This window comes from Microbispora sp. NPDC049125 (assembly GCF_040802045.1).
In the GTDB taxonomy this organism is placed as follows: domain Bacteria; phylum Actinomycetota; class Actinomycetes; order Streptosporangiales; family Streptosporangiaceae; genus Microbispora.
Window position 1 is genome coordinate 1 of record NZ_JBEZDW010000013.1, and the last position, 23,239, is coordinate 23,239.

Below are 23,239 nucleotides of genomic sequence, written 5' to 3' on the forward strand. Positions count from 1 at the left end.
TCGACGAGGTAGAGGCCGCCGTCCTGCCAGATCATGTCCGGCTGGTACTTGTCGACGACCTCTTTGAGCTTGTCGTACCACAGTTGCTGTTCGGCGGCGTTGCCGAGCTGGCCGTACAGCTTCTTCAGCGTGGTGGTCGGCTGGGTGGGCACGTGGTCGTAGTAGCCGGTGAAGTTGTACAGGTGGTGCAGGGTGACCAGGAACTTCAGGTTCTTGGACCGGATCGCGTCGGCGAACAGCTTGACCAGGTCGAGCTTGGGGCCGCGGTCGACGGAGTTCCATTCGTTGACCTGGCTGTCCCACATGGAGAAGCCGTCGTGGTGCTCGGCGACCGGCCCGGCGAACTTGGCCCCGGAGTCGGCCACCAGCTGCGCCCACTCGTTGGGGTCGAAGGCGCCGCCGGCGGACTTGAGTTTCGGCGCGAACTGGACGAAGTTGCCGGCCTTGTCCCGCGCGCCGTCGATGAAGTTGTTGTACGGCCACGTCGAGGGGTCGCCGTAGACGCTCTTGTGGTGGGTGTTCTCGGGTGAGCCGTTGATGTACATGGTCCGCGGGTACCACTCGGTGCCGTACTCAGGCGTGGCGAAGGCCCCCCAGTGCCAGTACACGCCGAACTTCGCGTCCTGGAACCATTCCGGCGCGGCCGGATGCTGATCCACCGACGCCCAGGTCGGCTGATACGTGGTCGGCGCGGCATCGGCCGGGGCGGTCAGGCCCGGAGCCGTCAGAAGGGCTCCAACGAGCAGGGCCGAACCGGTCAGAGCGGTCCGTCTACGTAACTGCGACGGCTTCATGGGGGGCACGCTGACTCCTGTCGATGGTCCGCTCGGATCGATTCGATCGCGTCACCACCACACGGTAGGAATCACGCCTGTCCTGTCAAGACGGCATGTTCTGCGCACCGGCTCTCGCCGTGGCGTCGACGCTCGGCATAGGCCTTGAGCGGGGTCGATGGCCTCGGGGACTGGGCTGGCAGGGGGCAAGGCTTTCCTCGCGCAGGCGTTCCAGGTGAGGCGACGCTCCGATGAAAGGTTCATACTTATTACGCGTAATCTTGTCGGCCTTATCCCGGCGAAATCCGTAAGAGACGGGTTGTCTTCGGCGCGACTTCGACCCCAGGAAGCGGCGGTTCCCTGGTGGACGACAGAAGCGCGTCCGGCGTCGGAAGCGGCCCCACTCATAGATGAGCAGGCTTATCGAGCCTGGTTAGGTGGGCTAATCGCGGCATACGAATCGATTCGACACCGATCGTGGATCTTGTCCTCTCCCTGGTGCTGCGCGGCATCCAGTGGCGACTCGTGCCGGGCGCCGGTGGGAAGGATGGCGCCCTCGGCTGGCGGCCCGGGACGCTCAAGCGAGCATCGAAGGCTTGACGAGACGTCATACGTCATATGTGCTGTCCGCACCATCGGGCCCTGCCGTGCCGCATATGTCGGGCGCATCCTGTCGAGAGGTCGGTCATGTTTCGGTTTTCACTCGGACTCGATCGTCGTCGTGTGCTGACGACGGTCGGGATCGCCCTCCCACCCGCCGTGCTCCGCAGGCGGGTGGGAGGAGCCGCCGCCGCCGTGGCGCTGGTCGGCGCTGCCGTGTTCGGCGTCGGCGCCACGTCCGCAGCCGCGGCCACCAGCGTGCTCTACGTCTCACCGTCGGGCACCGGCACCGCATGTTCCGCGGCTCAGCCGTGTTCGCCGTCGGCGGCGCAGACGGCGGTACGGTCGTTGAACAGCTCCATGTCCGGCGACATCGTGGTGCAGCTGGCCGATGGCGCGTACCGGCTGACCGCGCCGTTGCGGTTGACCGCCGCCGACTCAGGCGGCAACGGGTACCGGGTCGTATGGCAGGCCGCTCCGTCCGCTCACCCGGTGATCAGCGGCGCGAAGGTGATCACCGGCTGGTCGGTCGCCGACGCCGGGAAGAACATCTGGCGGGCCAACGTCGGCGCCGGCGTCGACACCCGGCAGTTGTACGTCAACGGGATCCCGGCCACGCGTGCCCGCACCACCGTGAACCGGAACGACTTCACCTTCACCAACAGCGGGCTGACGTTCAGCAACAGCGCGTTGAGCTACCTGAACAGTCTCGCGAACCAGAACCGCGTCGAGCTGAGGACGATCAATTCGTTCACCGACCGGTACTCGCCCGTGCAGAGCATCAGCGGCAACGTCATCACGATGCAGCAGCCGGGGTGGAACAACAACACCTGGGGGTACGACGCGATGGCCAGGCCCGGCCGCGCGGGCCCGATGTACCTGGAGAACGCCTACGAGTTCCTCGACTCCGCCGGTGAGTGGTACGTCAACACCACGACCGGCGTCCTCTACTACAAGCCCCTGTCCGGGCAGGATATGAACACCGCCACCGTGGAGTTCCCGGTGCTGCAGTCGCTGGTGGACATCGGCGGCACGTACGACGCTCCCGCCCACCACATCTCCTTCTCCGGCATCACGTTCAGCGGGACCAGCTGGCTGGGGCCCAGCAGCAACCAGGGCTACGCCGAGCAGCAGACCGGCACGTACGTCTCCGGCACCTGGAACTGGCCCGCCGACCGGCTGAACTCCTGCTGGGTCGGCTGCCAGCAGTTCGAGGCGACCCGGCCGAACTGGAAGCAGATGCCGGGAGCGGTTCAGGTTTCCGCGGCCAACAACATCACCTTCAGCGACGACCAGTTCGTCGACCTGGGGCAGACGGCGATGGGCATCGGCAACGACGCCAACGCGCATGCCAGCGGTGTCGGCCTGGGGGCGAGCTCCATCACGGTCACCAGGTCCGTCTTCGCCCGCATCGCGGCCAACGGCATCGTGGCCGGCGGTGTCCAGGCCGACGCGCACCACCCCAGCGATCCGCGGATGGTCAACAAGGACATCACGATCAGCAACAACCTGTTGCACGACGTCGGCGTGGACTACCGGGCGAGCACCTCGTTCATGCCCACCTACGTCACCAACGCCACCGTCAGCCACAACGAGATCTACAACATGCCGTACTCGGGCCTGAACGTGGGCTTCGGCTGGGGCGCCAACGACGCCGGCGGCGCCGACGAGTACGCCGACCGCGGCCTGTACAACTACCAGCCGCGCTACACCACGCCCACCACCGCGTCGAACAACAAGATCACCGATAACAACATCCACGACACCATGCAGCTCATGACCGACGGTGGATGCGTCTACACCCTGTCGTCGAACCCCGGCGCGGTCATCAGCGGCAACTACTGCCACAGCATCAACAACTGGTACGGCCTGTACTTCGACGAGGGGGCCCGCTACTGGACGGCCTCCGGCAACGTGCTCGCCGACATCGGCACCTGGGCCACCGCCAACACCAGAGACAAGAACAACACCGGCAACCTCACCGTCACCGGCAACTGGACGTCCAGCAGCACGACCTTCGGCCTCACCAACGGCCAGCGGGGCAACGTCATCGGCAACAACACGCTCGTCACCAACGGCAACTGGCCGGCCGCCGCGCAGGCCGTCATGGCGGCGGCGGGCATCGAGAAGACCGGCAGCCCGTCGCCGTCACCTTCCCCAACCCCGACACCAGGAGGTCAGCAGAACGTCCAGATCGTTGGGGCCCAGTCCGGCCGGTGCCTGGACATCAACGATTCCAGCACGACGAACGGCACGCAGGCGCAGCTGTGGGACTGCAACGGCGGGACGAACCAGAGGTGGACCTATGACAGCGCGACCAAGCGGCTGACCGTCTACGGCGGCACCAAGTGCCTGGACGCGTACGGACGGGGGACCGCCAACGGCACCGCGGTGGTGATCTGGGACTGCAACGGCCAGACCAACCAGCAGTGGACCCTCAACTCCAGCGGCACGATAGCGGGCGTGCAGTCCGGGTTGTGCCTGGACGCCAGCGGCGCCGGCACGGCGAACGGCACGAAGATCGTCCTCTGGTCGTGCAACGGCCAGGCCAACCAGCGCTGGAGCACGCGCAGCTGATCGATGACCGACCGGCACCGTCAGGAGCCACCTGTCCTCCTGACGGTGCCGGCCGGAATGTCCGAGGAGGGCATGGGTTCGCCGCCGGCGCCACCACGCCGGCGGCGGGCTATGTGCAGGTCAGCCGCCGCTGTTCCGCACCGGGCAGGCGAAGGCCCTCGTCGTCGCTGTCTCTATGCTCCAGGAGAACCTGAGCAAATTGGAGACTGAGCAGACCATGGCCTTGCGGTTCGAGCATCGCGACACCGAGATCGACGCGAGCGTCGTCGACCGCGTGTGGCGCACCCGCAGCGAAGCCGAGGAGACGATGACATCCGCGGCGCGTACCTGCTGCCATCTGATCATCTCGCGGACGCGGGGACGCCTGCTCGCCGGCCTGCGCGGGCCGGAGACGAGTGCGACCACCGCACCGGTCCCGCCGGACACCGAGTTCCTCGGGGTACGGTTCGCACTCGGCACGGTTGTTCGGCCGCATCCCGCAGCCTCGATCACTGACGCTTACGTGCCGTTCCCCGTGACGGACTCGGGCAGAATCGTCATCGGCGGCGAGGACTGGGAGGCGCCGACGTACGAGAACGTCGAGCGTTTCGTCCGGCGGCTGCACGACGCGGGTCTGCTGGTGCGATCGCGCTTAGGGGGCGACGAGCACGTCGCCGGGCTTCCCGAGGCCGGCCCGACCGTGCGTACCATTCAGCGTCGCTACCGCGCGATCACCGGACTGTCGCAAACCGCCGTGACGCAGATCGACCGTGCGAACGCCGCAGCCACGATGCTGCGCGACGGCCACGACTGGCGCACGGTCGTCGAGACGCTCGGGTACTTCGATCAAGCCCACCTCGCACATGCGCTACGTCGCTACGTCGGGCACACCGCGGGCGAGCTGCAGGCGGGCGGACGTGCCGCGATGTCGTTCCTGTACAAGACCCATCCTGAGCCCGGGAGCTAACGTCGGCCTGCCTGCCGCGCCAGCCCTGGCCGGCTATCGGCAACCCGAATCCCGGAGGAGAACCGTGCTGCTCAGTGTCAACACCTTCGTCAGTCTCGACGGTGTCATGCAAGGACCCGGAGCCCCCGACGAGGACCGCTCAGGCGGCTTCGACCGTGGTGGATGGCTCGTCCCGCACGCCTCGGCGCACACCGATGAGGTCGTCGAGAGCTGGTTTCGAGAGGCCGACGCGTTCCTGTTCGGCCGCACGAGCTTCGGTCTGCTCGGCGGGTACTGGCCGAAGGTCACCGACCCTGACGACCTGATCGCCACCAAGCTCAACACGCTGCCGAAGTATGTCGTCAGCTCGACACTGACCGACGAGGAAGCCGACTGGAGCCCGACGACGGTCCTGCGCGGCGACCTGGCCGGCGAGGTACGCCGCCTCAAGGAGCTTCCCGGCAAGGAACTCCAGGTTCACGGAAGCTGGAAGCTTGTGCAGACGCTGCACCAGGCAGGACTCGTCGACGTCTACCGGCTGCTCCAGTTCCCGGTCGTCGTCGGGACGGGGAAGCGCCTGATCCCGGACGGATCGACGCCCGCGACGTTCGCAGCCGTCGAAGAGAGCTCGCGTGTACTGCCCGGCGGCGTCGTCTCGCTGACCCTCATCCCCGAGAGCCTCGGCGCGATCTCCGCGGGTGCGTACACCGTAGACGAGGGGCGCTCGGCGACGGTCCTTGAATGACACCGGTGCCTGACGGCTTCGGATCACCGGCGTCGGGCACCGGTCTGGCGCACCGGGCGCGTACCGCGCTCTTGGCCAGAACTGATGGGCGGCTGTCTCCTCGTGCCGGAGGAGTTTCGCGGGAGCCATCCATCACGGCCGGGTAGCCGAGCGCGGGGCTTACAAGCAGTTCTTGAAGGCGACCTTGGAGCTGTTGTACGAGCAGGAGTCCACCAGCTTGCCGGACGGGTTCCTGACATATCCGGTGTCCGAGGTCTGGTTCCAGATGTACGCGAACGTCCCCCCGGACCGGCCCCAGTAGCGGGTCGTGGAGGTGTTCGTCCCCTTGCCGGTCCGCACGGTGACGGTCTTCCCGGCTCCGAGGGTGAACGCGCCGAAGGTGTAGACGTGATCCGCGGCGCTCGTCTTGTCGCGGAGGGTCCACCCCTTCAGGCTGATCGCCTTCCTGGTCGTGTTCCTGATCTGCGCCCACTCCCCGTTCAGGCTGGCGTTCGCACCGTTGTCCGGCGACCCCGGCGAGTTGTAGTAGATCTTCACGAGCTGGACCGCGGGGAGTGCGGCGGCCTGTGCCGGCACGACGGGGAGAAGCGTCGCAGCCGCGACGGCAGCGGACAGCACCAGGGGGAGAGCGCGCACCTTGGAGTCCTCTAACTGGAAGAGATGGGGCGGTAGTGAGACGGCCGACCTCGCCTGCCGGTTGGCCGCGGAGCGCCGTTCCGTTGACGCTCGCGGCGAACTCGTCTCCTCCGCCGCACGCAAATCCGGGCTTACGCGAAAATCCGGACATTGCCCACCGGCGTGCCGTACGTGAGGCTATTTGGTCTTCGCGGTGGTGATCGCGGCGCGCAGGCCTGTCAGGAAGGCCTTGCCGTCGGCGTCGCCGCCCAGCCCCAGATAGAACGAAGTCGCGGCGTCCCGCGTCTCCCCCGACCACAGGCCGGTGACGCTGACGCCGCTCTCCTCGCCGTCCACCTGCCCGAACTGCGCGACCAGCGCGGACGTACCGGCGCTGACACCGTCCAGCCGGGCGGACCGTACGTGCGTGCCGCGGTTGACCCCGGTGATCGCGATGATCAGGTAGCCCGGTGTGTAGAGCGCCACCGAGCGGTGCTCGGTGTCCGGGTCGCCAGACCCTGTCATCCGGGCCAGCAGCCCCGGCTTGGACAGGCGCACGCTGCGGGTCTCGCAGCAGGCGACCGCGTCTCCAAGGACGTCGCCGAGCTGGTTCGCCTCGGCATGCGCGGTGATGGCCGCCCGCAGCGGGGGATCGATCTGCCCGGAGTCGATCCGCCGGCTGGTGCGCTCGTACTGTCGTTTCATGGTCTTCGAAGACTAGTGCTTCGGCCGTGGATGTGATCTGCCCCCGTGGGCGGGGTGAAGCGCTCCCGGATCACGAGGCGAGCTTGAGCCGGGCCGTGGAGCGTCAAGCTGGGTGATCTACCCTTCCGGGTAGAACAGGAACAGCGTGCAGCCCGTCGTCGTCTGCGGGACGTGTGAGCTGCCGGCGGGGGCGTGGATGAAGGAGCCTGCCGGGTAGGCCCGCTCGCCGTCGTTGAAGACGCCGGAGACCACGAAGACCTCCTCGGGACCCGGCTCGTGGACGTCGACTCCCCGCCAGCGGGTGTTCGCGTCCATCTCCAGCACAGCCGCCTTCGCGCCGTTGTCCCCGTTCCACAGCGGCCGCGCCCGGATTCCCGGGAAGACTTCGTGGACCGGGGCGTCCTGGACGGTGGACCACACGCAGGCGGGCGTGTTCCGTTCTGTCGTCATGGGGACAGCCTGGCGGCTGATCCGCCGCCCCGCCGAGTGTCAGGAATGACATCATGCGGTACTTTCGCGCCATGCATCGCGTGGTGACGCTGGTCCGCCCGCCGCAATCGACCTTCGAACTCGCCTGCGCGGCCCAGGTGTTCGGGATCGAGCGGCCAGGGCTTCCGGCGCGGTACGCCTTCGGCGTGTGCACGGAGCGCCCAGGCCCGGTCGCGACGTACGCCGGGTACGACATGGTCGTGACCGACGGACTGGACGCACTCGACGGGGCGGACACCGTGGTCATCCCGGGCTGGCTGCCCGTCGAGGAGCCACCCTCACCCGCGGTCGTCCGGGCACTGCGCCGCGCGCACTCCCGCGGAGCGCGGGTGGTCAGCATCTGCTCCGGCGCCTTCGCGCTGGCGCACGCCGGTCTGCTGGACGGACGGCAGGCGACCACCCACTGGGCGCTGGCGGACGAGCTCGCCGCGCGCTTCCCCCAGGTCCGGGTCGACCCGGACGTGCTGTACATGGACCACGGTGACGTGGCCACCAGCGCCGGCGCCGGGGCCGGCATGGACCTGTGCATGCACCTGGTCCGCCGTGACCAGGGCGCCTGGTACGCCGCGCACATCGCACGCGCCATGGTCATGCCGCCCCACCGCGAGGGCGGGCAGTTGCAGTACTCGGCGCCGTCACACCCCGCACAGATCGACGGCACACTCGCGCCGTTGCTGGAGTGGATCAGCGGGAGACTCGGCGAACCGGTGACCATCGAGAGCATGGCCGCGCACGCGGGAGTCTCAGCGCGTACCCTCGCCCGGCGGTTCGCCGATCAGCTCGGCACCAGCCCGGGGCAGTGGCTGCTCGCCCAGCGGATCGCCGCCGCCCGGGACCTGCTGGAGTGCTCCGACCTTCCGTTGGACGCCGTCGCCCGCCGCGTCGGTCTCTCCTCGGCCACCAACCTCCGCAGGCGCTTCCTCAACATGCTGGGCACGACGCCGGGCGCCTACCGGCGGGCGTTCCAGGCCAAGCCATGATGACGACCCCCTGAACGGCTGGAGTGTCAACCGGCGCAGTGGTTGTCGGCGATGGACCTGCCCGCGTCGGGGCTGCCGAGGGACGCCGCCGTGCTCCAGTCGGCGCAGGCGCCGCCGGTGTCACCCAGCCGGGATCTGGCCACACCATGCCGGTAATAGGCGTCGGCGTAGCCGGGGAACAACCGGAGCGCCACGTCCAGGTCGGATAAGGCCCCCTGCGGGTTGCCCAGCTCGATCCCGGCGACTCCCCGGAGGTAGTAAGCCTCCGCCAGATTGGGGTCGTAGGTGATGGCCATGGACAGGTCCTGCTGCGCACCCGCGTAATCCTTGAGCGCGATTTTCGTTTTGCCTCTCTCGCTGTAGCCGGGTGCGAAGGTCGGCAGCCGTGACACCACATAGTCGAGCTCGGCGAGCGCTCCCGCGTAGTCGCCGTTGGTGTACTTGATCATGCCCAGATAGTGGTACGCCAGCATGAAGTCCGGGTCGAGCTCGGTGGTGCGCTGGAAATCGGCCGCGGCACCCGCGTAGTCGCCGTCGCGGAATCTGGCGATTCCCCGGCTGTTGTGCACGAACGCCACGCCGGGTTCCTTGGCGATGGCGTCGCTCATGATGGTTTCCGTGTTCTTCCAGGTCGTGTTCCGGATGATCGACAGCGTGGCGAAGAGCACGGCGAACAATGCGATCGCCCCGATCGTCCCGGCGCGCAGATTGCGATTACGGTGCTGGAGCGCCTTGTCCGCGAAGTGCCCCACGATGAGGAAGAGGCCGACATACGGCAGGTACGCGTATCTGTTCGCGTGGTAGTTGTCGATGAGCAGGACGGTCTGGGGCAGCGCGATGTTGATCGCGAAGAACCCGAGCCCGAACAGCACGACTTTGCGGGCCGGCCTGACCAGCGACAGAGCCACGGCCCCGGCCGCCAGCACGAGGGGGAACAGGTAGAGATACCAGGGCAGGTTCTCGCCGGGGTATTCGTAGGCGAGCGACAGGTGGAACGGGTAGACCAGCCGCACCAGGTAGTCGACCGGCGCCGAGCAGGCCAGGAAGATCCGGTCGAGGAGGGTGTAGTCGTGCGGCGGGACCACGTCCTGCCGCACGTCGAGCGTGACCAGGCCCATGACCACGGCGACGACGAAGAACGGGATCTTCTCCAGGACCAGGCGCCAGGCCGGCTTCCGGCCCCGGAAGTGGTCGATGAGGAACAACGCCAGGGGAAGCGCGACCGCGGTCGACTTCGACAGTGTGGCCAGCCCGAAGAGGACCACCGACCAGGCCAGCGGCTGCCAGTTCAGCGACTTCAGGTAACGCAGGTAGACCAGCAGTGCGGCCAGTGAGAACAGCGTGGCCAGCAGGTTGCTGCGGGTGGAGATCCACGCGACCGTGTCCACGTTCACGGGGTGGATCGCGAACGCCGCCGCCACGAAGCAGGCGACGAATGGCCGCTCGGTCAGCCTGCGGATGAGAAGGAACACCAACGTCACGTTGGTCAGGTGCAGCGACACGTTGGTGAAGTGATACATGCCCATCGCGCCCTGGCCGAACAGATAGTCGACCGCGTACGACAGGTACACCAGCGGCGTATACATGAACTGGAGCGGGGTGGTGAACCAATGGCCGATGTTGGCCCAGCTGATTTCCCGGATGAGCGCGTTGCTCACCACATTCTCGGGATCATCGAAATAGACGAACCCGTTGCCGATGCCGTTGGCGTGCACGGCGAAGGCGGCCAAGAGAATGCAGAACACGATCAGTCGTTGCCGGGAACGATCCTGTGGTGGCGCCGCAGGCCTGCGCGCGGCAGCGCCGCGAACGCTGCGGCGCGCGGCCGGGCGAGCGGGCGTCATCACATCTCCGGTGAACGTCGTCGCTGTAGGGCGTCACAGTACATCAGCGCTCTTTCACACATCGAGTTTCTCTCGTATCGCCTGCTCCTCAAGACCGTGCGTTGATCAAGACCGTGCGTTGATCGCAGGACAGGTCGCGACGGCGTCCGGGCCACCGGTGCGCGGCATCTCACCGGTCCGCTCCCGCCGGGACTGCGCCGCCCTTCCGGGCAAGCCCCACCTATGAGACGGCAAATGTCTCTATTGCGCCTTTTGTCGTGAAAGCCTGGCGGGAATCCTCCTAAGATCTGCTCGGCAGCGGGGTGAGGCTCATGGAATCGCACCGTCCGCAGGACCGGACCGACGCCGCCTCTGACGTCGCGGGAGAATCCGAGGGAGCATGCTCGCGCCGCCGGTTCCTCATGTACTCGGCGGCGGGCGCGGCGGGATCCGTCCTCATCGGCGAAGCGTCAACGGGCGCCGGGGCTTTCGCGCCGCCACCCCCCGGGCAGGCGAACTTCGTCGTCCAGCAGACGCCGTCCTGGTATTTCATCCACCGCGAGAACGGCTCGGAGGAGATGAAGTGGGGCCCGGCCGGCCGGGCGGTCTTCCACGGGGCGGAGCGCGAGGATGGGGACACGATCCCCAACGACCGGTTCTACATCCACAATCGAGCGCGCCCGCCCGACATCGACCTCCGGACGTGGCGGCTCACGCTCACCGGCGACGCGCTCACCCGCCCCCGATCGTTCTCGTACGAGGACCTGCTGGCGCTCCCTCGGGTGACCTTGCGCCGCACACTCGACTGCGGCGCCAACTGCGCTGCCTTCTTCCCCAAACTTCCGCCCTCCGGGGCCGGAGGGCGATGGCTGCCGGTCGGCTTCACCCAATGGCACTTCGGCGCGGTGGGCGCCGCCGAGTGGACGGGGGCACGGGCCAAGGACGTGCTGGCGGCGGCCGGCGTCGACCGCCCCGTGGATGTGAAGTTCACGGGCCTGGACGAGATCTCCACCGCCCAAGGGGTGGTCCACTATTCGGAGGTCGTCCCGGCTGAGAAGGCCCTCCAGGACGACAGCCTGCTCGTGTACCGCATGAACGGGCAGGACCTGCCGGTCGATCACGGTCATCCGCTGCGGCTCCTGCTGTCCGGGTGGGGCGGCAACACCCAGGTGAAGTGGCTGGGGACGATCGAAGCGTCCAGGCGCCGCATTCCGGTGACGGGTCCGCAGGCCAACCAGGTGCTCGCGGGGCCCGCCTATCCCACGCCGGTCCGTCCGACCGTCGGCCGCGTCCGCAGCGCCATCGAGCACAACCCGGAGATCACGCTCCTGCCCGGCGACATCACGCTCCGTGGGCGCGCCTGGTCCGGCGCCGGGGCGGTCGATCGGGTCCACGTCGCCGTGGAGAGGCTCGTCACGCCCGGCCGATGGGTTCCCGAGATGCCGTGGCGCGAGGCGAGGCTCCTCGGCACGCCGGAGCCCTTCATGTGGGTGCGCTTCGAGGTGCGGTGGCGGGGGGCGAAACCGGGACAGTACCGAGTGATGTCACGCGCCAGGGACAAGGCCGGGAACGTCCAGCCTCGCCCCGAGGACGTCGTGTGGAATCAACACGGATTGGGCTACAACGGGCACGCCCCCCTGGACGTCATCGTGCTGCCTGCCCGCGACATGCCGTAGCGGGGCGCCACCGGAGAACAGCTCAGCCGGTGACTGTCTCCCGCAGGAAGCCGATCAGCAGGGGGTTCACCATGTCGGGGCGCTCCAGGCTGGGCAGGTGACCGGCCCAGCTCAGTTCGAGGTGACGGGAGCCGGCGAGCCGGCGCGACAACCGGACGGCGATCTGCCGCAGGTCCGCGAGGTCATGGGCACCGGAGACGATCAGGGTGGGAGCCGTGATGGCGGACAGGTCGGCATCGGTCTCGATCTGCTCGAATTCCTCGACGGCGGCCAGCTGCACCTCGAAGGCGTGGCGTTGCATCCGGCGAACCTTCTCCCGGGTCGCCTCGTCGGCGTGGGGGCCCAGCCAGGTCTCCACGTTGAGCTCCGTCGCCCCGGCGATGTCACCGGCTTCGATCAGCGCGTTCTCGCGCTCGCCGAACGCCTTGAGCTCGGGACCGGGCTCGTGTCCCGCCATCGCGGTGCAGAGCAGCGCCAGCGAGGTCACCCGCCGCGGCCGGCGTGCCGCGATCTCCAGCGCGACCCGCCCGCCGCCCGAGCTCGCGATCAGTGCCGCGTGCTCGATGCCGAGGACATCCAGCAGGTCCACGACGTCCTGCGCGTTGTCGTACGGCCTGTCAGGCACGGGAGTCCGGCCGAATCCTCGCAGGTCGCAGCGCACCACGCGGTAGCCGGCGCCGGCCAGGGCCTCCATCTGCGGATCCCACATCCGGCGGTCGCACACCGTGGAGTGCAGCAGGACCACCGCCGGGCCGCTTCCGGCCACATCATGAGCGATTGTCATTGAGTCAACCTAGAGGTCCGATTCCCGGCGCACATCCGAATTTCACCCGGGGGCAAGCCTGTGCACCCGGGCCGGACGGGCTCGACGAACGGCGCCGTCCGGAGACACGGAGCGGTCAGAAATGGCCGGCCAGGTGCCGGGCCGTCCACCGCGCCAGAGCTTCGGCGCAGCCGGCCACCGACTCGCGCCAGCTCCTGACGGCGCCCTCGTCCGCCTCGTCGCTGACATGCTTGACGATGCGAAGCGGAACACCTGCCTGGGCCGCGGCCGTCGCCAGGGCGTAGCCCTCCATGTCGACCAGGTGGGCCCGGGCCGCGAGGCGATCGCGCGCGTCGGCGTCCGCGACGAAGGCGTCGCCGGTGGCCAGGACCGGGCCGCCGTCCCCGTCCAGCGTCAGCGCCGCTCCGTACGTCTCACCGGTGAGGCTGCGCAGCAGGCCGGTGTCGAGGTCGTGCTGAATCACGGTGCTGACGACGTGGGTGCCCGTCCATCCCGGACGAAGCGCTCCGGCGGTGCCCAGGTTGACGATAAGAGAGGGGCGGGGGCCACGGGCGAGGGCGGTGGCCAGCGCGACCGCGGCGTTGACCTTGCCCATGCCGGTGAGCAGCATCGGCAGGCCGGTGCCGAGGAACTGTGCCTCCTCCTTGACCGCGAGCACGAGCAGTGGCCGGTCAGCCGTGATTTCACCGACGAGTTCCATGGCCATACGGTAGGTGCTCCGGCTCGGTGACTCACTGCCGGGTGGCCCCCGCTCCGGCTCATCGGATGACGCGCAGCCAGATGTTCGTCGCTCCCGGCGCCTGGGTCAGGCCGAGGCGTTCGAGCCGCACTTCGCTCCCGCCCGGGTGGTCGAACAGGCGGACGCCGTCGCCGAGCAGGACGGGCGCGACGCACACGAAGATCTCGTCGAGCAGGCCGGCGTCGACGCACTGCCGGGCGATGTCGGCGCCGAGGACGTTGACGTACTTGTCTCCCGCGGCCGCCTTGGCCGCCGCCACACCGCTGCCGAGGTCGCCGACGAAGGTGACGCCCGGCACCGGTGTGTCCGGCGCGTGGTGGGTGAGCACGAACTGCGGCCCGCTCCAGCCTCCGCCGAACGGCTTGCCCTCCTTGGCCGTGCCCTTGTGAGGGTCGTCGCCCCGGAAGGTGCGGTTGCCGACGAGGAGGGCGCCGATGTCCCCGATGAGCTCGTCCACCGCCGGATTGGGCCCGAGGTGCGCGGTCAGCCAGCCCATGTCGCCGCCCGGCCCGGCGATGAAGCCGTCCAGCGACATGGTGCCCGAATACAGCAACTTCCCCATGATCGACCTCCGTTGAGTTCTCCTGTTCGTTGGGACGGCGGATCGCGTGGAAACTCATCGGTGCGGCAGGAAGGCGCGGCCGTCGTCTCCATGGGCGGCCACGGGCGTCAGGAGAAGCGCTCGATCGTCACGGGGATCAGGCCCTCGTGACGCATCACCGTGGTCAGCTCCCGCAGCAGCGGGCCGAGGGCGCCGCCGGACGGGCTGTTCAGGTACGCGGTCACGTCGAGGCACCAGGCGACGCCGGGCCCGATCCGGCGCAGATCCCAGGTGAACACGTCGGAGGCCAGGCGCAGGCGCGCGGTGCCGACCACGCGGGCACGCGGATCGGCGGAGTCGCCGGGGGCCGCCATCCGCCAGACGTCCCGCAGGCGAGCGAGGCGGTCCTCGCCCAGCTCGTTGGCGAACAGGACGCGGTAGAGCCGCCGTTCGCGGAACCCGTCGGGGGCCTGCGGAGCGCTGAGCAGGAGGGGAGCGGAGCCGGGCAGCACGTCGTGGTCGCGGAAGTAGGTGCGCAGCGCCGTCTCGTCCGGCAGCTCACCCCCGCCGAGCCTGCGATAGACGTCCTCGGCCTCGTGGCGGCGGACGGCGGCGATCCGGGCGCGCAGCCGGGGATCGGTGCGCATGCCACGGATGAAGGCCGCCGAGCTCCACCAGCCTCCCCCCGCGGTCCATCCGGCGCCGGCGAGGCCGACCGTCGTGTGATCGGCGGCGAACAGGAACTCCTCGACGACGAGGCCCTCGGCCTGCCCGGGCTCCGGCAGGAGCGAGTAGTAGTGCAGGGCCTCGGGGGAGGACGCGCCGGCGAGCTCCCCCGGCCCCTGCGTGGCGGAAGTCATCTGGTCATTCTGCACTTCCGGCGCGGGTCAGTCGGTGCGGAAGGGGTCGTGCTCGGCGAGCAGCTTGTCGAGCCGTGCCTGGTCGACCCGGCTGACGACGTTCGCCTCCTCCTGCCGGTCGCGTACGCACTTGGCCAGCGTGAAGGACGAGGTCACCACGTACAGCAACCCGATGGCGAGGAACGACCGCATCCAGGTGCTGACGGGCAGCAGCGTGATGCCCACGGCGAGGGCGCCGAAGGACACCGCGAACGAGATGACGGCCTGCGCGTGAAACGCCGTCGTCGTGGTGGGCTTCACCGTTTGTGTCATGCGCCCATCCTGCGAGGACGGCCGGCTCCGATCCTGAGCACCGATACTTAAGTTACCGATGAGTACGGCCCACGCTCAGTGTCCGGGGTTGATCGAGCCGCCGATGAACATGGCGGCGAGCATGGTGAACAGGAACGCCTGCAGGAACTGGATGAAGATCTCAAAACCCGTCAGGACGGTCGCCGCGGCCACGCTGAGGACGCCCACGGGGAGGCCTGCCACGGTCGGCTGCTCGAACAGGAACCAGAACCCGGCGGCGCTGAAGAACGCCAGCAGCAGGTGGCCCGCGAACATGTTGGCGAACAGCCGCACGGCATGGGTGAACGGCGCGGTCACGAAGGTGTAGAGCAGCTCCATCGGCGCGAAGAAGACGATGGCCAGCGGCTTCGGCAGCCCGGGCGGGAACATCAGTCCTGTCAGGTAGCCGCGCAGCCCGTGGTGCCGTACGCCCAGATAAATCTTGATCACGTAGACGACAAGGGCGAAGACCGCGGGAAAGGCGATGTGCGAGTTCACCGGGAACTGGACGCCGGGGACGACCCCGAAGAGGTTCCACAGCAGGATCAGGAAGAACAGGCTGAGCAGCAGCGGCATCCAGCGGTCGGCGTCCTTGCCGAGGAACGGCCGGGCTATCTGGTCGCGCACGAACAGGTAGCCGTACTCGCCCGCGTTCTGCAGCCCCCGGGGGACGAGCTGCGGCCGCGCGAACGCCCTCCACACGAGGGCGCAGACGACGAGCACTCCGGTGGCGGCCAGCACCGCGGGCTTGTTCAGCCAGCTCGGCGCGCCCTCCCAGAGAGGGGGGAAGTCCAGCAGTTCGACGCCGGGAGCGCGGAAGTCGTCTCCGATGAGGGTGGCGGGCACGGCGATTCCCTTCGTCCGTCGTGACACCTGAACTGGGTACGGCGTACTCAGTTTGCCGGTTCGACGATATCCACCGGGTACGGTGTACGCAATACGTCGTCGAAGCAGGCAACCGGGAAATGACCGCTCGCGAGAACCTCTGGATGCGCCCCGAGCACCCGGCACGGGGACCCCGGCCGGGTTTCAGCCGCGCCCGCCTCGCGGAGACCGCCGTGCGGGTGGCCGACGCCGAGGGGCTCGACGCCATCTCCATGCGGCGGCTCGCGGCCGAGCTTGGGGCCGGCACGATGTCCCTCTACCGGTACGTGTCGGGCAAGGACGACGTCATCGACCTGATGATCAACGCCGTGCTGGCGGAGTACCTCCCGGACGGCACGGTGCTCACCGGCGAATGGACGGCCGACCTCCGCACGCTCGCCTGGGACGTACGGCGCTCGATCACCCGCCACCCCTGGATCGCGCCGCTGGTGGCCAGCCGGCAGCAGCCCAGCCCCCACGGGCTGCGGGTGATGGAGAGCGCGCTCCACATGCTCGACGGCCTCGGCCTCGGCGTCAACGAGATGCTCACGATGATCGGCAGCGTGTTCGCCTACGTGCACGGCTTCGTGCAGAGCGAGCTGGCCGACCGCGAGGCGATGCGGCGGACGGGGCTGGACCTCGTCCAGTGGATGGCCCTGCAGTTGCCGTACATCCAGTCGGTCATCGCGAGCGGGGAACACCCGATGCTGGAGCGGATGACCACCGAGGGCGGCCGGGACTACATCGACGCCGACGAGCGGTTCGCCTACGGGCTCGACGGGCTCCTGGCGGGGCTCGCCGCCCGTCTCGACGCGCGCCGGCAGGGCCCGGCCCCGGATCGGGCCTGACGCGGCCGGCGGGCTCCCCCTCGCCGTGGCCGGGTGCCGCCGATGTGGACGACGCCGGTCAGACCCCGTGGATCCGGCGGACCTGCGTCCAGGCGCGGGAGTCGAGCACGCCGGCCCGGTTGTCGAACGAGGCGGACGCCACGTGGACCGGCCCGCTGAGGTCCAGGAAGCTGTTGTGGTCGGCGTCGGGATCCCACGTGCGGGTGGGGATCTCGATGTGGTCGGAGCGGTCGCGGCGGTCCTGGCTGGTGATCTTCAGTACCTCCGCGCCGCCCCGGTAGGCCCGGAGCACCACACAGGGGCGCACCTTCGATCCCGGCGCGTCCTCGTACGGCACGTCCGCCCACCAGATCTCGCCCGGCGCCGGGCCGGCCTGCGCCGGAGCGTCCGGGCCGGAGCCGCCCGCGCTCTTCCCGCGCCGCGAGGGCCCGGGGATTCGCGTCCCCCGACGGCCGTCGCCGTGTCCCGCGCCGGCCCGGTCACCGCGCGCGGTTCCCGCCCGGCCTCCCCGCGTGGAGCGGGTCCCCGCCTGCCCGCCACGGCCGGGACCGGTCGCGGCCCGGCCGCCCCGTGAGCCCGCGCCGCGCCGAGTCCCCCCGCGCCCGGCCGGCGGGGCGCCCCTCCGTCCGCGTACGGCCGGGCCGCGCCGCCACACCGCCGCCAGGCCACCGAGCAGGACGAGCGCAGCCACGACCAAGACCACCCAGAGCATGCCCGCCAGCCTACGTCGGGCCCGCCCCCGGCGGGGACGCGGGATCAGGGACGGGCGTCCCACTCGGCCAGGATGCGGGCCTCCTTGTCCGGGTCGATGCCGTGGCTCAGGCGCGCCGAGCCGAAGCTGCGCTCGTCCACGGGGATGTCCTTCAGCCATTCCCAGGTGTCGCGTACGGTCTCGGCGAGCGGCCGGCAGGTGAGCCCGGCGGCCTCGGCCTTGGCCGAGGAGAAGTCCCAGGCGCCCGGATACACGGGAGGCAGCCACAGGGGAAGCTCGGTCCACTCCTCCACGCCCTGGTCGACGAGGAACCGGTCGTCCACCCAGACCAGCTCGGCGCCGGACCCGGTCACCGCCACGCACTCCTCCAGCCAGCTCCCGAACGTCACCCTGCCCCGCACCCCTCCGTTCAGGAAACGCCCGGTCGTGCCCTTCTCCGCGTGGTCGAGGGTGAACTCCGCGATGTCCCGGGCGTCGATGAGCTGGATCGGCCGGGACGGATCGCCGGGGGCGAGCACGCGCCCTCCGGCCGCGATGCGGGTGAGCCACCACGGCAGCCGCCCGACGTTCTCGTGCGGCCCGATGATCAGTCCGGGCTGGACGACCAGCGCGCCGCCGTCGAAGTACTGCTCCACCGCCCGCTCACACCCGGCCTTGAGCTCGCCGTAGTCGCCGTCGTCGGCCCCGGCGTCAGGCGGGCACTCGAAGGTCGGGGAGTTCTCGTCGATGCCCGGCGTCTCCAGCCTGTCCGCGTACGCCGAGATGCTGGAGATGAACGTGTAGTGCGAGGCGTGCCCGGACAGCGTGCGCGCCGAGTCGAGCACGACGCGGGGAGTGAACCCGCACACGTCGACGACGGCGTCCCACCGCCTGCCCTCGACGAGCCGCTCCAGGTCGGCGTGGACCTCCCGGTCGCCGTGCACGGCCTCCACGCCCGGCAGGTCCGCCCCGCTCCTGCCCCGGTTGAACGTCGTGACCTCGTGCCCCCGGGCGAGCGCCTCCTCCACGATCGCCCGCCCGAGGAACACCGAACCACCTATCACCAGTAATCTCATGCGGCCATCCTTCGCCCGTCCCGCCGCGGTGTCGCCGGGGTTTCACCGCGGGCGGACGGACTCCGCTGACAGCGGAAGGCTCCGCCCCCGCTCAGCCGGTGCGCAGCTCCGCCACCGGAGTGAAGCGCTCCCGGTCCAGCAGATGGACGCGCGCCGACGCGATGTCGAAGTACAGGCCGGTGAGCTCCAGCTTCCCCGCCCGCACCAGCGCGTCCACGTACGAGTACGTCCGGAGGTTGTCGAGCTGCTGGATCACGTTGACGCGGCAGAGCCGGTCGAGCGGGCCGGCGTCGTCGCCGGCGGGGGAGTCCACGAAACGGGCAAGGCTCGGACGGCCGTGGCGCATCCAGCTCCGCAGCCCGGGCAGCTCCGGCACCTCGTCCAGCAGCGCGGCCATCGCCCCGCACCCCGAGTGGCCGCACACGGTGATCGTCCGTACCTTGAGGACCTTCACGGCGTACTCGACGGCCGCCGCCACCGAGTCGTCCGGCGGCGAGCACGACGCGCGCGGCACCAGGTTGCCGATGTTGCGCAGGGTGAACAGGTCGCCCGGCCCGCTGGCCGTGATGATGTTGGGCACGACCCGCGAGTCGGCGCAGGTGATGAACAGATGCGAGGGCGTCTGCCGGCGGGCCATCCGGTTGAACAGCGGCCGCGCCAGGGGCGCCGTCCGCCGCTGGAACTCCCGCGTCCCGCGCAGGAGGTCCGCCGCCGTCTCACCCGGGGCCGCCTCGGCTCCGTGGATCACCGGGCCGCCGTTCAGGGCGGGCGAGGTGTGGGAGCGGCGCCGGTCCGCCCACGGCAGCCACCAGCGGTCGTGACGGGGCGGGATCCTCGCGGGGAAGACGCGGGCGCCGCTGACGCCGGCCGCGTACCACTCGCCGTGGACCTCGTCGATGTCGACGGCGCCGCCGCTCCGCTCGTGCTCCAGCCGCCAGGCGTGCAGCGCCTCGAACGCGGCGTTGTCCATGAAGTCCAGGCTGAGGTCGAGCTCCACGGCCGATCCCGGCGGGACGGCCGCCAGCGCCTCGGTGAGGCGCGGCACGCCGATGAAGGTCAGCGACCCGGTGACGACGATCCGCCAGCGGCGCTCGGCGGCCTGCCGTACGTCGACGGACACCCAGGCGAGGCGGCGCAGGGCGAGCAGCGCGGCCAGCCCGAGCCCTATCACGACGCCCTCGGCCAGCCCGATCACCACGACCCCGGCCATCGTCACGAGGTAGACCGGCACCTCGCGGTGGCCGCGCAGGTTGCGCGCGTGGGCGAGGTTCACCATCTGCACGCCGATGAACAGCAGCAGCGCGGCGAGGGCCTCCAGCGGGATGAGCCCGATCATCCAGGCGAACGCCACGGTGAACAGCAGCACCCACACGCCGTGGAGCACCGTCGACCAGCGGCTGCGCGCACCCGCCCGCACGTTGGTGGTGGTCCGGACGACGACGCCCGAGACCGGCAGCCCGCCGAGCGCGCCGGACACCAGGTTGGCGAAGCCCTGCGCGGTGAGCTCCTTGTCGAGGTCCGCGCGCGGGCCGTCGTGGAGACGGTTCGACGCGACGCACGTGAGCAGGGATTCCACCGCGGCCAGCAGGGCGACGAGCAGGACGGCCCCGGCGATGGCGTGCCAGTCGCCCTGCGGCAGCAGGGGGCCCTCGACGGACGAGAACCCGCCGCCCAGGTCGACCTTGGTGAGATCCCAGCCGGTGAGCGTCGCGGTCAGCGTGGCCGCCATCAGGGCCGCCAGCGGCGCGGGCACGGCCCGCAGCCGGGGCAGCCGCGACCACACGACGAGGATCGCGATCGTGAGCACACCGATCATGACGGCGTGGTTGTGGTTGTGCACCACCTGGGCGGGCAGCTCCACGATGTTCTCCAGCGCCGAACGCTGGGGCTTGCCCCCGAGCACGATGTGCAGCTGCGACAGCGCGATCACGACGCCGACGCCGGCGAGCATGCCGTGGACGACGGCGGGGGAGACGGCGAGCGCCGCCTTGGCCACCTTCAGGGTCCCCAGGGCGAGCTGCACCAGCCCGGCCAGCAACGTGATCATGCAGGTGGCCCGCCAGCCGTACGTGTGGACGAGCTCGGCGACGACCAGCGACAGACCGGCGGCCGGGCCGCTGACCTGTACGACCGAGCCGCCGAGGGCTCCCGCCACCACGCCGCCCACGACGGCGGCGACCAGTCCCGCCGCGACCGGCGCGCCGGAGGCCACCGCGATGCCCAGCGACAGCGGCACGGCCACCAGGAAGACCACCAGCGAGGCCGGCACATCGTGCTTGAGCACCGATGCCCGGTTACCGCCTGAGATGGAACGACTACAGCGCGTCATGGGGCGACCCTACGGCAGGGATCGCCCCATGGTCAGGCGGGGAAAGGGAAAATCAGCGGTAGTAGTCGGGATAGTCGGTCTCGGGGTTGCGGTGGCTGCCCCGGCGGGCCGCCGCGGCCTGGGAGGCCTCGTCGCCGTACAGCTCGTCGTAGGAGGGCCAGCTCCCGCTCGTGTTCTGCTCCGGAAGGGACGGGTGCCCGCCCGTGCCGGCGCCGTACCCCGGCTGCTGGTCGTACCCGTAGGTGCTCTGTCCCGAGGGGACGTCGTACCCGGCGGACTCGTACGGCGACACCGCCGGCGGGGGGCCCGCCGGGGTTCCGGGGCCCGAGCCGCGGCCCGTGACCGTGTCGGACTCGTCGATCGTCGCCCAGCCGGCGCTCACCTCGTACGACGAGGAAGGAGACGGCGGGGGTGCCGGGGACGCCGGAGCGGAGCCGTAGGTGTGTCCGCCGGCGGAGTAACCGGCCGAGTAGTCCTCGTACGCCGGGGTCTGATAAGTCTCGGCGTTGGGCCAGGAGGACGCGCCGCGCGGCGGCTCCGGGTCGTCCAGAACGTCGTGGGAAGGCCACGAGGGCGAAGAGGAAGACGCGGCGGGATAGCTTCCACTGGCCGCCGGCCACTCCGGCTCGCCGACGGGAGCCGGAGAGGCCGGGAGGTCGGCCGGGGGCGTCACGGCGTACGACGAGCCGGTGTCCGCCGCCCGGAACGGGCCGGTGGTGCCGCGGGGCGCCTCGTACGCCGACCAGGGGTCGAAGGAGTCGGTGCGGGGAGCAAGCGGGTCGCCCGCGGGAGAGACCGAGCCGAGGGCGTCGACCGGCGGGGTGGAGGGGAGGTCGAAGGGGCCGGCCCCGGTGACGGCCGGGAACGAGCCGCTGGTGCGGCCGGCGTCGTAGGAGCCCGAGGCGTAGGACCCCGTCGACGTGCGGGTGGCCTCGAACGGCCCTGTGCCGGTTGAGGCCTGGAACGGCCCTGCGCCGGTTGAGGCCTGGAACGGCCCTGTGCCGGTTGAGGCCTGGAACGGCCCTGTGCCGCCCGGAGCCTCGTACGCGCCGGTGCCGCCGGGAATCTCGTACGAACCCGTGCCGGCCGGGGAGTCGAACGGACCGGTGGCGGCAGAGGCCTGGAACGGCCCGGTGCTGGGCGAGGCCTGGAAGGGCCCGGTGCTCGCGGAAGCCGGGAACGATCCGCTCGTACGGCCCTGCGCCTCCGCGGACGCGGCGGCGGCGCGGCGGCTGGCGGACCTGGAGGAGCGGCCAGGCCTGGAGGACCGGCCCGACGGGGCGGCGGCAGGGCCCGGGGACGTCGCGAACAGGTCGCCGGCGGGGGCGGCGTCGAACGGGCCCGTCCCGCCGGAAGCGGCGGAACCGCTGGAACCGGCGGACCGGCCGCCGGGCAGGCCGGCGTCGAACGGGCCGGTGGACGCGGAGCCGATCGGCCCCGTGGAGGGGGCGCCGGCCGGTGTCCCGAGCACTCCGAGCACGTCGGGCGTGGGCGCGGAGAACGTCACGGTCTTCTGCTCGGCCATGGCGGAGGCGGGCCGGACCGGCTCGACCAGATCGGCGAGGCCGGCCGCGGCGGGCCGCGGGGGCAGATGGCCCTGGACGGTCGCGGCGTCGGGGTCGCCGGCCTCGGCGAACGCGTCGGCCGGGGAAGTGCGGGGCGGCTTGGCGCTGTCGCCCCGGGGCATCCCGGTGGGGTCCGTCGTCAGCGGGCGGGGGGTGGCCATGCGGGCGGCGATGCTGCCGCCGAAGCCCCCGTCGTCGGCCCGGACGCGGGACCAGTAGTCGTCGTCGTAGTCGTCGGGCTCGCCCCACTCGTCGACGCCGCGCTTCCCGCGCGGGGCGGCGGGCTGTTTGCCCCCGCGCTGCGCGGGGCGGGCCTGCCGGCCTCCGGGGCGGGGGGCGGGACGGGAGGAGCCGGCGCGCTGTTTCGGCGCGTCCCGTTCCTGCGGCTCCTCGAACGCGTCGAATCCGGCGGGGAAGCTCTCGAAGAAGGTCTCCTCGGCGGGGCGGCGGGGCTTTGGACCCTTGTTCTCGGCCATCGCCTTCAGCCGGTCGGCCGAGAGAGCACTCTCCCTGCGGTTCATCGACCGCATGCCCAGTGCCACGACCAGCAGCACAAGGAGCACGACGGCGACAAGACCCGAAATGACCGCAGTCATAGCACCACCCTCAAGGCCATGGCCTTTCTGCGGCGCCGGTGAGATCGCGCGGCCATCGACGCGACCTGCCCCTCATGACCACCTGCGCTCAGCAATTGGATCCGATTC

At 70.2% G+C, this 23,239-nt stretch carries 21 protein-coding genes; 6 read left to right on the plus strand and 15 right to left on the minus strand.

Going from position 1 to position 23,239, the window contains the following annotated elements; all coding sequences use genetic code 11:
* Nucleotides 1-794 (minus strand): alpha-L-fucosidase (locus AB0B72_RS16870; protein ID WP_367739867.1); only part of this gene is annotated, 794 nt, incomplete at its 3' end.
* Nucleotides 795-1,496: 702 nt separating this feature from the next.
* On the opposite strand from AB0B72_RS16870, the gene AB0B72_RS16875 reads away from it, so the two are divergent.
* The 3 genes from AB0B72_RS16875 (at nucleotide 1,497) to AB0B72_RS16885 (ending at nucleotide 5,620) form a co-directional block, all read left to right on the plus strand.
* Nucleotides 1,497-3,950 (plus strand): ricin-type beta-trefoil lectin domain protein, encoded by a 2,454-nt coding sequence (locus AB0B72_RS16875; protein WP_367739691.1) that lies wholly within the window; start codon nucleotides 1,497-1,499, stop codon nucleotides 3,948-3,950.
* Between the two features lie 175 nt (nucleotides 3,951-4,125).
* Nucleotides 4,126-4,896 carry a helix-turn-helix domain-containing protein gene (locus tag AB0B72_RS16880; RefSeq protein WP_367739692.1) on the plus strand — a complete coding sequence of 257 codons (771 nt, stop codon included), beginning with the start codon at nucleotides 4,126-4,128 and terminating at the stop codon, nucleotides 4,894-4,896.
* A gap of 64 nt (nucleotides 4,897-4,960) precedes the next feature.
* Nucleotides 4,961-5,620, plus strand: coding sequence for a dihydrofolate reductase family protein (locus tag AB0B72_RS16885; protein WP_367739693.1), 660 nt, complete (start codon nucleotides 4,961-4,963; stop codon nucleotides 5,618-5,620).
* 159 nt (nucleotides 5,621-5,779) lie between these two features.
* On the opposite strand, the gene AB0B72_RS16890 is transcribed toward AB0B72_RS16885, so the two are convergent.
* The 3 genes from AB0B72_RS16890 to AB0B72_RS16900 form a co-directional block, all read right to left on the minus strand.
* Nucleotides 5,780-6,256: a lamin tail domain-containing protein gene (locus AB0B72_RS16890; RefSeq protein WP_367739694.1), complete on the minus strand. Its 477-nt coding sequence runs from the start codon at nucleotides 6,254-6,256 to the stop codon at nucleotides 5,780-5,782.
* Between the two features lie 177 nt (nucleotides 6,257-6,433).
* Nucleotides 6,434-6,940 (minus strand): hypothetical protein, encoded by a 507-nt coding sequence (locus AB0B72_RS16895; protein ID WP_367739695.1) that lies wholly within the window; start codon nucleotides 6,938-6,940, stop codon nucleotides 6,434-6,436.
* A 117-nt stretch (nucleotides 6,941-7,057) separates the two neighbouring features.
* Nucleotides 7,058-7,390, minus strand: coding sequence for a cupin domain-containing protein (locus tag AB0B72_RS16900; RefSeq protein ID WP_367739696.1), 333 nt, complete (start codon nucleotides 7,388-7,390; stop codon nucleotides 7,058-7,060).
* A gap of 71 nt (nucleotides 7,391-7,461) precedes the next feature.
* Between AB0B72_RS16900 and AB0B72_RS16905 the strand changes: the two genes are divergently transcribed.
* Nucleotides 7,462-8,409, plus strand: coding sequence for a helix-turn-helix domain-containing protein (locus tag AB0B72_RS16905; protein ID WP_367739698.1), 948 nt, complete (start codon nucleotides 7,462-7,464; stop codon nucleotides 8,407-8,409).
* A gap of 26 nt (nucleotides 8,410-8,435) precedes the next feature.
* Here AB0B72_RS16905 and AB0B72_RS16910 read toward each other — a convergent pair whose 3' ends face one another.
* Complete coding sequence (locus tag AB0B72_RS16910; protein ID WP_367739699.1) at nucleotides 8,436-10,154, minus strand: tetratricopeptide repeat protein; 1,719 nt, start codon at nucleotides 10,152-10,154, stop codon at nucleotides 8,436-8,438.
* A 410-nt stretch (nucleotides 10,155-10,564) separates the two neighbouring features.
* Here AB0B72_RS16910 and AB0B72_RS16915 point away from each other — a divergent pair, with 410 nt between their 5' ends.
* Nucleotides 10,565-11,908 carry a molybdopterin-dependent oxidoreductase gene (locus tag AB0B72_RS16915; RefSeq protein WP_367739701.1) on the plus strand — a complete coding sequence of 448 codons (1,344 nt, stop codon included), beginning with the start codon at nucleotides 10,565-10,567 and terminating at the stop codon, nucleotides 11,906-11,908.
* Between the two features lie 22 nt (nucleotides 11,909-11,930).
* Here the strand turns inward: AB0B72_RS16915 and AB0B72_RS16920 are convergent, their stop codons facing one another.
* The 6 genes from AB0B72_RS16920 to atpB all read right to left on the minus strand — a co-directional run bounded on the left by AB0B72_RS16920 (nucleotide 11,931) and on the right by atpB (nucleotide 16,035).
* On the minus strand, nucleotides 11,931-12,692 hold the full coding sequence (locus AB0B72_RS16920; protein ID WP_367739702.1) for an alpha/beta fold hydrolase: 762 nt from the start codon (nucleotides 12,690-12,692) through the stop codon (nucleotides 11,931-11,933).
* A 115-nt stretch (nucleotides 12,693-12,807) separates the two neighbouring features.
* Nucleotides 12,808-13,392 carry a nucleosidase gene (locus AB0B72_RS16925; RefSeq protein ID WP_367739703.1) on the minus strand — a complete coding sequence of 195 codons (585 nt, stop codon included), beginning with the start codon at nucleotides 13,390-13,392 and terminating at the stop codon, nucleotides 12,808-12,810.
* 58 nt (nucleotides 13,393-13,450) lie between these two features.
* Complete coding sequence (locus AB0B72_RS16930) at nucleotides 13,451-13,993, minus strand: dihydrofolate reductase family protein (RefSeq protein ID WP_367739704.1); 543 nt, start codon at nucleotides 13,991-13,993, stop codon at nucleotides 13,451-13,453.
* 107 nt (nucleotides 13,994-14,100) lie between these two features.
* On the minus strand, nucleotides 14,101-14,832 hold the full coding sequence (locus tag AB0B72_RS16935; RefSeq protein WP_367739705.1) for a hypothetical protein: 732 nt from the start codon (nucleotides 14,830-14,832) through the stop codon (nucleotides 14,101-14,103).
* A gap of 27 nt (nucleotides 14,833-14,859) precedes the next feature.
* Nucleotides 14,860-15,144, minus strand: coding sequence for a YiaA/YiaB family inner membrane protein (locus AB0B72_RS16940; protein WP_367739706.1), 285 nt, complete (start codon nucleotides 15,142-15,144; stop codon nucleotides 14,860-14,862).
* Nucleotides 15,145-15,219: 75 nt separating this feature from the next.
* Complete coding sequence (gene atpB / locus AB0B72_RS16945) at nucleotides 15,220-16,035, minus strand: F0F1 ATP synthase subunit A (RefSeq protein ID WP_367739707.1); 816 nt, start codon at nucleotides 16,033-16,035, stop codon at nucleotides 15,220-15,222.
* Nucleotides 16,036-16,127: 92 nt separating this feature from the next.
* Between atpB and AB0B72_RS16950 the strand changes: the two genes are divergently transcribed.
* Nucleotides 16,128-16,874 carry a TetR/AcrR family transcriptional regulator gene (locus AB0B72_RS16950; RefSeq protein ID WP_367739708.1) on the plus strand — a complete coding sequence of 249 codons (747 nt, stop codon included), beginning with the start codon at nucleotides 16,128-16,130 and terminating at the stop codon, nucleotides 16,872-16,874.
* Nucleotides 16,875-16,932: 58 nt separating this feature from the next.
* Here the strand turns inward: AB0B72_RS16950 and AB0B72_RS16955 are convergent, their stop codons facing one another.
* The 4 genes from AB0B72_RS16955 to AB0B72_RS16970 form a co-directional block, all read right to left on the minus strand.
* Nucleotides 16,933-17,586: a type II toxin-antitoxin system PemK/MazF family toxin gene (locus tag AB0B72_RS16955; RefSeq protein ID WP_367739709.1), complete on the minus strand. Its 654-nt coding sequence runs from the start codon at nucleotides 17,584-17,586 to the stop codon at nucleotides 16,933-16,935.
* Between the two features lie 44 nt (nucleotides 17,587-17,630).
* A complete protein-coding gene (locus AB0B72_RS16960) occupies nucleotides 17,631-18,641 on the minus strand; it encodes an NAD-dependent epimerase/dehydratase family protein (protein WP_367739710.1) in 1,011 nt (336 codons plus the stop codon).
* A gap of 91 nt (nucleotides 18,642-18,732) precedes the next feature.
* Entirely contained in the window at nucleotides 18,733-20,970 is a 2,238-nt protein-coding gene (locus AB0B72_RS16965; RefSeq protein ID WP_367739711.1) for a SulP family inorganic anion transporter, read from the minus strand.
* 52 nt (nucleotides 20,971-21,022) lie between these two features.
* Nucleotides 21,023-23,131 carry a hypothetical protein gene (locus tag AB0B72_RS16970; protein WP_367739712.1) on the minus strand — a complete coding sequence of 703 codons (2,109 nt, stop codon included), beginning with the start codon at nucleotides 23,129-23,131 and terminating at the stop codon, nucleotides 21,023-21,025.
* Nucleotides 23,132-23,239 lie beyond the last annotated feature (108 nt).